This window comes from Bacillus sp. B1-b2 (genome assembly GCF_009183415.1).
Taxonomy (GTDB): domain Bacteria; phylum Bacillota; class Bacilli; order Bacillales; family Cytobacillaceae; genus Niallia.
On record NZ_WEHU01000031.1, the window covers coordinates 17,530 to 29,573 of the forward strand.

The 12,044-nt window shown below is 34.3% G+C and carries 13 protein-coding genes; 1 reads left to right on the plus strand and 12 read right to left on the minus strand.

Annotation, left to right across the window (positions count from 1 at the left end; genetic code table 11):
* Positions 1-202 precede the first annotated feature (202 nt).
* From dnaB to F9279_RS20995, 10 genes are all read right to left on the minus strand, one after another.
* A complete protein-coding gene (dnaB, locus tag F9279_RS20950) occupies positions 203-1,552 on the minus strand; it encodes a replicative DNA helicase (protein ID WP_193224658.1) in 1,350 nt (449 codons plus the stop codon).
* Positions 1,553-1,699: 147 nt separating this feature from the next.
* Positions 1,700-2,149 (minus strand): 50S ribosomal protein L9, encoded by a 450-nt coding sequence (gene rplI / locus F9279_RS20955; protein ID WP_152116142.1) that lies wholly within the window; start codon positions 2,147-2,149, stop codon positions 1,700-1,702.
* Positions 2,146-4,113, minus strand: coding sequence for a DHH family phosphoesterase (locus F9279_RS20960; protein WP_152116143.1), 1,968 nt, complete (start codon positions 4,111-4,113; stop codon positions 2,146-2,148). The genes rplI and F9279_RS20960 overlap by 4 nt, the downstream gene beginning before the upstream one ends.
* Before the next feature lie 254 nt (positions 4,114-4,367).
* Entirely contained in the window at positions 4,368-4,604 is a 237-nt protein-coding gene (rpsR, locus tag F9279_RS20965) for a 30S ribosomal protein S18 (protein WP_152116144.1), read from the minus strand.
* A 41-nt stretch (positions 4,605-4,645) separates the two neighbouring features.
* The gene (ssb, locus tag F9279_RS20970; RefSeq protein ID WP_152116145.1) at positions 4,646-5,161 is read right to left on the minus strand and encodes a single-stranded DNA-binding protein; all 516 of its coding nucleotides are present in this window, start codon (positions 5,159-5,161) and stop codon (positions 4,646-4,648) included.
* A 57-nt stretch (positions 5,162-5,218) separates the two neighbouring features.
* Positions 5,219-5,509, minus strand: coding sequence for a 30S ribosomal protein S6 (gene rpsF / locus F9279_RS20975; RefSeq protein WP_152116146.1), 291 nt, complete (start codon positions 5,507-5,509; stop codon positions 5,219-5,221).
* Between the two features lie 121 nt (positions 5,510-5,630).
* Positions 5,631-6,794: a glycosyltransferase family 1 protein gene (locus tag F9279_RS20980; protein ID WP_319020781.1), complete on the minus strand. Its 1,164-nt coding sequence runs from the start codon at positions 6,792-6,794 to the stop codon at positions 5,631-5,633.
* A gap of 215 nt (positions 6,795-7,009) precedes the next feature.
* Positions 7,010-8,110, minus strand: coding sequence for a redox-regulated ATPase YchF (gene ychF / locus F9279_RS20985; RefSeq protein WP_152116148.1), 1,101 nt, complete (start codon positions 8,108-8,110; stop codon positions 7,010-7,012).
* Between the two features lie 197 nt (positions 8,111-8,307).
* Entirely contained in the window at positions 8,308-8,505 is a 198-nt protein-coding gene (locus F9279_RS20990) for a DUF951 domain-containing protein (RefSeq protein WP_152116149.1), read from the minus strand.
* Between the two features lie 11 nt (positions 8,506-8,516).
* Complete coding sequence (locus F9279_RS20995) at positions 8,517-9,362, minus strand: mechanosensitive ion channel family protein (protein ID WP_152116150.1); 846 nt, start codon at positions 9,360-9,362, stop codon at positions 8,517-8,519.
* Positions 9,363-9,765: 403 nt separating this feature from the next.
* Between F9279_RS20995 and yyaC the strand changes: the two genes are divergently transcribed.
* Positions 9,766-10,383, plus strand: a complete 618-nt coding sequence (yyaC, locus tag F9279_RS21000; RefSeq protein WP_152116151.1) for a spore protease YyaC — start codon at positions 9,766-9,768, stop codon at positions 10,381-10,383.
* A gap of 46 nt (positions 10,384-10,429) precedes the next feature.
* Here the strand turns inward: yyaC and F9279_RS21005 are convergent, their stop codons facing one another.
* Positions 10,430-11,287 (minus strand): ParB/RepB/Spo0J family partition protein, encoded by an 858-nt coding sequence (locus F9279_RS21005; protein ID WP_152116152.1) that lies wholly within the window; start codon positions 11,285-11,287, stop codon positions 10,430-10,432.
* Positions 11,280-12,041 (minus strand): ParA family protein, encoded by a 762-nt coding sequence (locus tag F9279_RS21010; protein ID WP_152116153.1) that lies wholly within the window; start codon positions 12,039-12,041, stop codon positions 11,280-11,282. Before F9279_RS21010 ends, F9279_RS21005 begins: the two co-directional genes overlap by 8 nt.
* Positions 12,042-12,044 lie beyond the last annotated feature (3 nt).

Consider the following 12,044-nt stretch of genomic DNA (forward strand, 5'->3'; position numbering starts at 1 on the left):
TTTATTATAAGCCAATCAAACATTCCTATTTTACCAATTATAATAGAGAAAAGTCAATAAAACACGAACAATCATTTTACTAGTTATCTAATACGTTCGTAATTATACAATAAAAAAATAGTAGCATCGAAGCTACTATTTTAAAAGTTACTATGCTATAAAGGATGATATTTAGCAGTTTATAAAACTTCTAATCTATCTTTTATGCTCCTGCTGGTACAACGGCATCGTCAAATCGCCGTTCTAAGTTTACGAATTTATTATATTCTTTTACGAAGGCAAGCTGTACGGTACCCGTAGGACCGTTACGTTGTTTAGCAATTATAATTTCTATTATGTTTTTACTTTCTGATTCTTTATCATAGTAATCATCACGATATAGAAAGGCAACAATATCTGCATCCTGCTCAATACTCCCTGATTCCCTAATATCAGACATCATTGGACGTTTATCTTGGCGTTGCTCTACACCCCTAGAAAGCTGTGATAAGGCTATAACAGGTACTTTTAATTCACGAGCAAGCTGCTTCAGTGAACGTGATATCTCGGATACTTCTTGTTGTCTGTTTTCACCAGCTCGTCCACTACCAAGAATCAACTGTAAGTAGTCAATTAAAATCATACCAAGTCCGTGCTCTTGTTTAAGACGTCTGCATTTTGCTCTTATATCGGTTATTTTCACTCCTGGGGTATCATCAATAAAGATTCCTGCGTTTGATAAGCTTCCCATAGCCATGGTTAGTTTACCCCAGTCTTCATCTGTTAGAGAACCTGTGCGGAGTCTTTGAGCATCAATATTTCCCTCTGCACAGAGCATACGCATTACAAGCTGTTCTGCTCCCATCTCAAGACTAAAGATAGCTACATTTTCACCTGTCTTCACAGCCACGTTTTGGGCAATATTTAAGGCGAAAGCTGTCTTACCAACGGAAGGTCTTGCTCCCACAATAATAAGGTCATTTCGCTGAAATCCTGCTGTCATTTTATCTAATTCAGCGAAGCCCGTTGCAATTCCCGTAATATCTCCTTTACGATTATGCATTTCTTCAATATTATCATATGTTCGAACGAGTACATCTTTTATATTGTGAAAGGCTCCAGCATTTTTTCGCTGTGCAACCTCTAATATACTTTTTTCTGCTTCACTAAGTAATGCCTCTACTTCATCTTCACGTGAATAACCATCTTGAGCAATAGTCGTAGCTGTTCGAATTAATCGGCGAAGAAGAGATTTTTCTTCTACTATTTTTGCATAGTATTCAATATTAGCAGCTGTAGGTACACTAGCAGCTAGTTCACTTAAATAACTAACTCCGCCGGTATCCTCTAAATTATTCGTCGCTGCCAATTCTTCTGTTACTGTGATTAAATCAACGGCTTTTCCTTCATCATTTAATTTTAACATGATGGCGTAAATACGTTGATGTGCACCACGGTAGAAATCTTCTGGAATCAATATCTCAGAAGCAAGTGTTAAACTTTGCGGTTCTAGAAATATAGCACCTAATACTGCTTGTTCTGCTTCCATATTTTGAGGTGGAACACGATCCATCAATTCACTCACTATTAATGACCTCCTTGTATGTGAAGAGGGTATTTTTTCTTACAAAAAGAAAAAATGTGACCAGTTAATCTGTATCACATTTCTTATCGTCTTATCCTATTCTAACATGTTTAAGTTTAAATGCTACTTCCAAAATTAGTTTAATTCTTTTACATGTACATTTAAAGTAGCTGTTACTTCTTGATGAAGCTTTAAAGGTACCTTAGTAACCCCAAGAGAGCGGATAGCATCTTCCATCTCAATTTTTCTTTTATCTACTTTAATATTATGCTTTTTATTTAATTCATCAGCAATTTGCTTACTAGTAATAGAACCGAATAATCTTCCGCCTTCACCAGATTTTGCTTGAAGTTCTATTGTAAGTTTTTCTATTTGTTCTTTTAATTGTTTTGCTTGGTTTAATTCTTCGATTGCTAATTTTTCTTCTTTTTTCTTTTGTGCATTTAATGTACTAACAGCACCGTTATTAGCTTCTACTGCTAATCCTTGTTTAATTAAGAAGTTTTGTGCATAACCATCTGCTACATTTTTAACTTCCCCTTTTTTCCCTTTACCTTTAACATCTTTTAAGAAAATTACTTTCATCCTTTTCTTCTCCCTTCGAAATACTCATCAATAGCTAACTTTAATCTAGCTTCTACTTCGTCTAAGGACATGTCAGCTATCTGTGTGGCTGCATTTGTTAGGTGTCCTCCACCATGAAGACTTTCCATTATGATTTGTACATTAATATCGCCTAATGAACGGGCACTAATTCCTATAATAGAATCTCCCCTAGGTGCTATAACAAATGAAGCTACAATTCCCTCCATAGTAAGCAAAGTGTCTGCTGTTTGAGCAATAAGGACATTATCAGCCATATCTTTTGCAAGCGCAATAGCAACTCCTTCTTTATAGAAGCTGACATTTTGGATAATTTTAGCTCTTTTTACATAATTGTCAAGATCTTCCTTTAAGAACTTTTGAACTAGAACAGTATCTGCTCCTAACCCTCTTAAGTAAGAGGCTGCATCAAAAGTTCTTGCGCCTGTTCGTAAAGTAAAGCTTTTAGTATCTACTATTATTCCTGCTAAAAGTGCTGTTGCCTCTAGCATTTCAATCTTAGCTGTTTTTGGCTGATATTCTAGCAGTTCTGTTACTAACTCTGCAGTAGAAGAAGCATATGGCTCCATATAAACGAGTAATGGATTATCAATAAACTCCTCTGCACGTCGGTGATGATCTATTACTACTACATCCTCTATTCTATACAATAATCGTTCATCAATCACTAAAGAAGGCTTATGGGTATCTACTATCACTAATAAAGTATCACTTGTAGCCATCTCTAATGCCTGTTCTGGAGTTATAAATCGTGAGTAAAGTGCTTCCTGTTTCTTAATCTGGTTCATAAGTCTTTTCACAGCGGTATCGATTTCTTGGAAGTTAATTACAATATAGGCATTTTTGTTATTCATTTGGGCAACTTTATTGATACCTATTGCTGCTCCGATAGCATCCATATCAGGATTTTTATGACCCATGATGATAACTTTATCACTCTCTAGCACCAATTCTTTTAATGCATGAGAAATAACTCGAGCTCTAACTCTTGTTCGCTTTTCCACTGGATTTGTTTTTCCACCATAAAATTTAACCTTACCATTAAGCTGCTTGATGGCTACCTGATCTCCACCTCTTCCTAATGCTAAATCAAGGCTAGATTGTGCAATATTTCCCAGCTCAGGAAGTGAAGAAACCCCAGCTCCAACTCCTATACTGAGTGTTAAAGGTACATTTTGCTTAGTAGTTAACTCTCTTACATCATCTAGTATGGTGAATTTCCCTTTTTCTAGGGACTGAAGGATATTTTCATTAAAGACAGCAAAAAAACGCTCAGATGATATTCTTTTTAATAAAACCCCATTATCCTTTGCCCATTTGTTTAATATGGAAGTCACACTATTATTTAAGCTACTTCTTGTTTGATCATCCATGCCTTGCGTTAGTTCATCATAATTATCCAAGAATATAATAGCAATAGCTGTTCTCTCATCTTCATATAATTTTTCGATTTCAGTCTGTTCTGTTACATCAAAAAAGTATAATAGTTTTTCTTCTACCTTATGAATCACTCTAAATTTCCGCTCATTTAAGGTAATAATCTCTGTTTCCACTTCTTGTTTAATCAAAGGGATAATGGAAGGGGAGACATCATAAAGAGATCTTCCTACTAAAGTATCCTCTAGAAAACAAGAAGCTACAAAGGGATTAGTCCACTCAATGTAGTAATCATCATTTATTAACATGATTCCGATTGGCATTTCCATTAAAGCTTCTTCTCCTACCTTCTTTACCCGGTAAGAAAGAGTAGAAATATAATCTTCTGTTTCTTTTCTTTGGCGAATATCCATCCTTAATATTAAATAATAAGGGATGATGGATATTAATAAACCAAGTAGTGAAAACACCCAATTATAATAAGAGAGGATTCCAAGCAGAATGATGGTAATACCAACCAAGCATATCAGCGGATATCTAATGGACCCTTTCTCTAAAAATGTAGGCAATTTTTCTCCTCCTAATAATAATGGAATATAGTATGTTTCTCTTTATTAAATACTATGTATAAGTGTTACCTTCTATTATTATACCCCATACCAATTAATTAAAATATATAAACAATAATTATACAAAAAATATTACAAAGCTTCTATTTTACTCTTTTCAACATTTAACTTAATTCCTAATTACAGGAAACAGATATCATAAATGATAATAAAAACCCCTATTAGAACAGAGTCTAATAGGGGTTTTGTACTAATTACTCACCACTTACGTATGGTAGTAATGCCATAGTACGAGAACGTTTAATAGCAATCGTTAATTTACGTTGGTATTTAGCGCTTGTACCAGTTACACGACGAGGTAAAATTTTACCACGTTCTGATATGAATTTTTTAAGTAAATCTACATCTTTATAATCGATGTTAGTGATACCGTTAGCAGTAAAGAAACAAACTTTACGGCGTTTAGCACGGCCACCTCTGCGTCCACCCATTGCCATGAGATTAACCTCCTTTTTTAATTACCAAGTCTATCTTAGAATGGAAGATCGTCGTCTGAAATATCAATTTGACCGCTATTTGCAAACGGATCTTCATCCATTTTCGTATAATCCTGGTTATTTCTGTTATTTTGAGGTCGCTGATTCTGATAATTGCTAGATCCACCGAATGGATTATCCTGATCTCTCGGAGCATTAAAATTCATGTTGTCATTTCTATTAGCAGAACTGTTTCTTGGTTCTAAGAACTGAACACTTTCCGCTAATACTTCTGTCACATAGACACGTTTTCCGTCTTGTCCATCATAACTACGCGATTGAATTCGACCATCAACACCTGCTAAACTCCCTTTTTTCAAGAAATTAGCAACGTTCTCAGCTGGTTTTCTCCAAACTACACAATTAATGAAGTCAGTTTCTCTTTCCCCTTGCTGATTCGTAAAAGTACGGTTAACAGCTAGAGTAAAAGATGCCACAGCAACTCCGCTTGGTGTATAGCGTAACTCTGGATCCTTTGTTAAACGGCCAACAAGAACTACCCGATTCATCATATCAGTTTCAACTCCCTTCTATTTTTTAATGTTTCACGTGAAACAATATTTAAATTATTATTTTGCTTCGTCTTTAACGATAATGTGGCGAATGATATCTTCGCTGATTTTAGCTAAACGAGTGAACTCTTCAACTGCTGCAGCTGGAGCTGTCATTTTAACTAATTGGTAGTAACCATCACGGAAATCATTGATTTCGTAAGCAAGACGGCGTTTACCCCATTCTTTAGCTTCTGCTAATTCCGCACCATTATCAGTAAGGATGCCGTTAAAACGCTCAACTAGAGCTTTTTTAGCCTCATCTTCAATATTTGGACGGATGATGTACATAACTTCGTACTTTTTCATCACTTTCACCTCCTTTTGGTCTAAACGGCCCATTATGGGCAAGGAGCAACTATACATTACTCACAATATGAAATTATAGCATATAGAATTGAAAATAGCAATGAAACATACCCTTCAATTTTTATGCATATCTTTTATCTATTATATTTTTAGATAGTATAACTTCCTTATAATCATCCACTAATTGGTTAAAAATACTATTCCAAGACTGTGTTAATGCATAATCCCTTGCATTTATTCCCATTTTTTCTCTTCTCTCGCTATTTGAAAGTAGTTCTGTAATAGCATTTGTAAACTGTTCCACATTCTCTTTTTCACATATAATTCCATTTTTTCCATTCTCCACAATCTCTGTTACACCGCCTACATTAGATACTACTGCAGGTGTACCACAAGCTAGTGATTCTAACACTACATTTCCAAAGGTTTCTGTGAAAGATGGAAAGATAAAAAGATCAGCTCCTGCATATATTTTAGCCAAATCTTCACCCTTTATATAACCAGTAACAGTTATATTTTCCTGTTCTGCTGCCTTGGCTTCCCACATTTCTTTATTAGGTCCATCTCCCACAATCAACCAGTGAACAGAGTCACTTATATGATCTGGTAATTGCTCTATAACATTGTTCAATGTCACTAAATCCTTCTCTGGTGCTAATCGTCCAACATATAAAAGAATATATTCCTCTTTTATCTTATATTGTTGTTTTAATGCTTGTTTTTCATTAGGATATGGCTGAAATATGTCACAGTTTATGCCTCTTCCCCAAAGCTCGAGTGAATAAAAGCCTCTTGTTTGTAGCTTTCTTTTAGTATCCATGCTTGGGACAAAGATTTTTTCTGTAGATTGGTGGAACCATTTTAAGTATTTCCATAAAAAAGGAGCTAATAAGGAAGCATGATAGTACTTAAGATATTGATCAAAATTAGTATGGTAAGATGATACAACAGGGATATTCAGTTTTTTAGCTGCAAATAGACCATAAAGTCCCATCATATAAGGGGTAGCAAGATGGATAATATCTGGTTGAAACTGCTTAAGACTAACTTCAATTTTTTTTGGATTTGTAATAACAGTTCTACATTCAGGGTATAAAAAAGTTGGAAGGCTACGAAATTGTTGTAAATTAGGGTATGTAGTAGAATGATCGTCATTTTCTGGAGAGTATAGTTGGTATGATATTTGCTTGTCTTCTAAGTGACCTATCAGCCTTTTAAGAGTTTGTGCTACACCATTTACTTGAGGATAATACGTATCTGTAAAAATAGCAACTTTCAACGGCATTTTCTCCCTTCAGCATAAAGGTTGGCTTCTAGATATAATGGTAGCATCTCTTTAGTAAGGGAAATTTTAAGGAAATGTTAAATTAAATTTAAATTATGTTGATACATTTTATACCTAGTGTTATTAGTAAATTATCCTATTCCTTTTCAACTAAAAAAATGTCTTGTAAAGCCTTCCCTAAAAGGGATTATGCTTTACAAGACATTGGCTATCAATTAAACGTTAAAGCGGAAATGAATAATATCTCCATCTTTTACAATGTATTCTTTGCCTTCTAAACGTACTTTACCAGCTTCTTTGGCAGCTACCATGTTTCCGCTTGTCATTAAATCATCATAAGAAACTGTTTCTGCGCGAATAAATCCTCTCTCAAAATCAGAGTGAATGATTCCTGCACATTGTGGAGCCTTCATTCCTTGCTTAAATGTCCATGCACGAACTTCTTGAACACCTGCAGTAAAGTATGTTGCTAAGCCTAAAAGATGATATGCAGCGCGAATTAGCTGATCTAAACCTGATTCTTCAATTCCAAGCTCTTGTAGGAACATTTCTTTTTCTTCCCCTTCAAGCTCAGCAATTTCCTCTTCAATTTTTGCACAAATAACAATTACTTCTGCGTTCTCTTTAGAAGCAAAATCTTGAACAAGTTTCACATACTCGTTATTTTCTGCGTCAGCTACTTCATCTTCACCCACATTAGCTACATATAATACAGGCTTAATTGTTAATAAATGTAACCCTTTTGCAATTTTTAATTGCTCTTCTGTAAAGTCAACAGCTCTTGCAGATTTTTCTTCTTCAAATCCTTCTTTTAGTAGCTCTAACACTTCTAATTCTGCAACTGCTTCTTTATCTTTTTGTTTGGCAAGCTTGCCTACACGTGCAATTCTTTTCTCTACCGATTCTAAATCTGCTAAAATTAACTCTAAGTTAATTGTCTCAATATCAGATATAGGATCTACTTTTCCAGAAACATGTGTGATATTATCATCTGCAAAGCAACGAACAACTTGACAAATTGCATCTACTTGACGGATATGAGATAAGAACTTATTACCAAGTCCTTCTCCTTTACTTGCTCCTTTTACGATTCCAGCAATGTCTGTAAACTCAAATGTAGTTGGTACTGTTTTCTTTGGTTGTACTAGTTCTGTTAGTTTATTTAAACGGTGATCAGGTACTTCTACTATCCCAACATTAGGATCAATCGTACAGAACGGATAGTTTGCTGACTCTGCACCAGCTTGTGTAATTGCATTAAATAATGTAGATTTACCAACATTAGGTAAACCAACGATTCCAGCAGTTAACGCCATTATGCCACTCCCTTTTCATATATAAACTCCCTAAATAAACGAACAATAGGAAGAAGTAATTCTTATAGACCTTTACCAATTATAGATTTAACAAGCAAAAAAGACAAGTAGTACTAGAATTTAGAACATAGTAAAAAAGATATCTCATAGAAGATTTTGTTCTAGCTGTCTTCTATGAAATATCTTTTTTTATCCTTTTATTCTTCATGCTTTACTAAAACCTTCTTCATCTTTCTTGAAAATTCTTTTCTCGGGATGAGAACACTGTGACCGCATCCCTCGCATTTTATACGAATATCCATACCAAGACGAATGATTTTCCAACGATTTGCTCCACATGGATGGGCTTTTTTCATTTCTACTATATCATTTATATTGAATTCTTTCGCTTCCATATATCCTCCTTTTAAGCTTGTTCTGGTGCAGAATACATAACCATCTTTGGTAGAGGGCTCTTAATTCCATTTTCATCCAAAACATCTTTTATCTCTTTACGTAGTATTCTAGCTATTCCATGATGTTCCATTGGTAATGTTTCCGCCACTACTCTTAGAATTACCTCTGATGCTTGTATATTTTGCACACCTAATAACTCGGGTTTACCTACTAGTTGTTCATACTTTAATGGTAACTTTTCTATTAACGCCTGTATTACTTCTTCTGCGTTACTAATATCATCCTGATAAGCAATACTTATATCTACTATTGCTCTACTATTATGAATAGAAAAGTTTGTTACTTCAATAATACTTCCATTGGGAATGATATTAACTTCCCCCGTATAGCTTTTTACTTTTGTTGTTCTCAATCCTATTTCTTCAACTACTCCTTGGAATGGACCGATTTGAACAACATCCCCTACAGAAAATTGATCCTCCAAAATAATAAAAAATCCCGTAATAATATCTTTAACAAGACTTTGAGCTCCAAAGCCTACAGCTAACCCTACAATCCCAGCTCCTGCTAATAAGCCTTTAACATCAATATTCATAACAGATAATATCATCATAAATGCTATGAAATAGACTACATAGGAAACAGTATTTTCGATTAGCTTCACTAAAGTAGCTTCTCGCCTTTCTGAAATTCTTAACGAAGCATGTGTTTTTATTTTTAAAATATTATTAACAGCTACTTTAGATATTCGGATAACTATGATACTAATTAGCCAAATAAGAAGAATCTTAAGGGCACCACGGCCAATATTACTCCATAAACTCTCATTACTCACATACTGAATCAATTCTTCCATTTACTCACCTCTGTTTATATTTCGATAAATAGAATGATAGCAAATTAGTTTATAAAGACTAGCTTGTCTCATATTTAGTATGCCATTATTCTTTTAATCTTTAGCAGAATGGATATCTTTATTTTATCAGTATATTGGTCATTTTGAATAGCTATTTCCTATACATGGATAAGTAGGACTTTATTCCTTTCGAATCTTCGTATTTCCTATTTTTTACTCACTCTTTCTTCCTGTATTTAGCATTGAAATGTATAGAAATCAGCTTTTTTCCATATACTAAATACTATTAGTACTGCTCGTTCTAAAATAAACACCTTTGAAACAATAAAGCTATAAAATTAATGAATTTTATATTCAATGTAAGTTCTTCATCCTCATCTAAATTGTAAAAGGAGTAGATTCCATGAACCTTTATTCTAGTATTTTCGATAAAAAAGAGCTACCTGTTAGAATAGCCTATGATGAGCAACTTGCATCTTATAAAATTGCTGAAAATTTATCCAAGTATTTACCTAAAAACCACTCCACACAGCCCATTGTTTTTATCTGTATTGGAACAGATAGATCTACAGGGGATTCACTTGGCCCTTTAATTGGCACCTTATTAAGTGAAAAGAGTGTCGCTCCATTTCATGTATATGGAACATTAGATGATCCTATCCATGCTCTTAACTTAGAAGAAAAATTAAAAGAAATTCATCTTAAACATATGAATCCTTATATAATAGGCATCGATGCTTGTCTTGGAAGAATGAAAAGTGTTGGTGTTATTCAGATTGGAGATGGTCCTGTTAAGCCAGGTAGTGGAGTAAAAAAAGAGCTTCCACCTGTAGGAAATATTCATATTACAGGGATAGTTAATATTAGTGGGTTTATGGAGTTTTTAGTATTACAAAATACTAGATTAAGTTTGGTCTTAAATATGGCGAAAATTATTTCTAAAGGAATCTATCAAGCAAGCCTCCGTTATATTCATAGAAATGAATTTGAGGAATTGGCAATAAAAGAAAGACCAGTTTAAAAAGAAAGGAAGACTCCTACTAGTTGGTAGAAGTCTTCCTATTTTATTATAGCTCATTTTCTAATTCAAAGAGCTGAAGAATACGATTCAAATCATCATTTGAGAAAAATTCGATTTCGATTTTCCCCTTATTCTTATTCTGTTTAATGTGTACAGTAGTCCCAAATCTTTCTCGTAAATAAGATTCCTGTTCTCTTATATAAACATTTTTTGTTTCTTTTTTTTCTATATTTGTTTCACGTGAAACATTTTCGTTTAATTGCTGTATTAAATGCTCCAGCTGCCTAACATTTAATGATTCTTTTAAAATTTTATCAACAAGTACAGGTAACTTGTCTTTATTTTTCAAACCAAGCAGTGCTCGTCCATGTCCCATTGAAATTTTTCCATCATTAATATAATTTTGTACTGCCTTAGGTAAGGAGAGTAATCGCACAATATTAGCAATATGAGGTCTACTTTTTCCTAGTCGGTTAGCTAGCTCTTCTTGTGTGAATTTTAGTTTTTTCATTAATGTTTGATAAGCTAGACCTTCTTCTATTGGAGATAAATCTTCTCTTTGGAGATTCTCAAGTACAGCTAACTCCATCATCTGTTGTTCGCTTAACTCACGAATAACGGCAGGTATAACCTTTAGATTTGCTGCTTTAGCTGCCCGAAATCTACGCTCACCAACAACAATCTCATATCCTTTGATGCTTTTTCGAACAATGATTGGCTGAAGGATTCCGTGCTCTATAATAGAATTTTTCAATTCTTCAATAGCTTCTTCATTAAAGACCTTCCTTGGTTGATATGGGTTAGGTCTTAACTCGTTAATAGCTACTTCTTGAATAACTTCTCCCTTATCTGCTTCCATTTTTGGAAAGAAAGCATCTAGACCTTTTCCTAGTCCCTTAGCCACTAGTCACCACTTCCTTTGCTAGGTCTAAATAAACTTCTGCACCACGTGATTTTGGATCATATATGATAATCGGTTCTCCATGACTTGGAGCTTCTGATAATCGTATATTTCTTGGGATAATTGTTTTATAAACTTTGTCTTGGAAATATTTTTTTACTTCTTCTATTACTTGTAAACCTAAGTTGGTTCTTGCATCTAGCATAGTTAGAAGAACACCTTCTATTGCTAGTTCATGATTTAGATGTTTTTGGACAAGGCGAACAGTGTTAAGAAGCTGACTTAAACCTTCTAAGGCATAATATTCGCACTGAACGGGAATAAGGACTGCATCTGATGCTGTTAAGGCGTTAATCGTTAATAAGCCCAAGGAAGGAGGACAATCTATTAATACATAATCGTAGTTTCCTTTTACTTCATCTAATGCTCTTTTCAGCCTTACTTCCCTCGAAATAGTGGAAACTAGTTCTATTTCTGCCCCAGCCAATTGTATGGTTGCTGGTATCACTTCTAAGTTTTCTACATTTGTTTGTTTAATCACTTTACTTGCTTCCACATCATCAACCAAAACATCATAGATACAGTGATCAACGTCTGCTTTTTCAATACCTACACCGCTAGTAGCATTTCCTTGTGGATCAATATCTACTAGTAGTACGCGTTTTCCTATATATGCTAAACAAGAGCCAAGATTGACTGAGGTAGTTGTTTTTCCCACTCCACCTTTTTGGTTAGCAACAGTAATAATTTTACCCATGAT

Coding starts and splice junctions, on each gene's coding strand:
- F9279_RS20980 (WP_319020781.1), bottom strand. CDS start 6,794: ATGCCGTTGAAAGTTGCTATTTTTACAGATACGTATTATCCTCAAGTA.
- F9279_RS21010 (WP_152116153.1), bottom strand. CDS start 12,041: ATGGGTAAAATTATTACTGTTGCTAACCAAAAAGGTGGAGTGGGAAAA.
- rpsR (WP_152116144.1), bottom strand. CDS start 4,604: ATGGGTGGACGCAGAGGTGGCCGTGCTAAACGCCGTAAAGTTTGTTTC.
- rpsF (WP_152116146.1), bottom strand. CDS start 5,509: ATGAAAAAGTACGAAGTTATGTACATCATCCGTCCAAATATTGAAGAT.
- ssb (WP_152116145.1), bottom strand. CDS start 5,161: ATGATGAATCGGGTAGTTCTTGTTGGCCGTTTAACAAAGGATCCAGAG.
- dnaB (WP_193224658.1), bottom strand. CDS start 1,552: ATGGATCGTGTTCCACCTCAAAATATGGAAGCAGAACAAGCAGTATTA.
- F9279_RS20990 (WP_152116149.1), bottom strand. CDS start 8,505: ATGGAAGCGAAAGAATTCAATATAAATGATATAGTAGAAATGAAAAAA.
- yyaC (WP_152116151.1), top strand. CDS start 9,766: ATGAACCTTTATTCTAGTATTTTCGATAAAAAAGAGCTACCTGTTAGA.
- ychF (WP_152116148.1), bottom strand. CDS start 8,110: ATGGCGTTAACTGCTGGAATCGTTGGTTTACCTAATGTTGGTAAATCT.
- rplI (WP_152116142.1), bottom strand. CDS start 2,149: ATGAAAGTAATTTTCTTAAAAGATGTTAAAGGTAAAGGGAAAAAAGGG.
- F9279_RS20995 (WP_152116150.1), bottom strand. CDS start 9,362: ATGGAAGAATTGATTCAGTATGTGAGTAATGAGAGTTTATGGAGTAAT.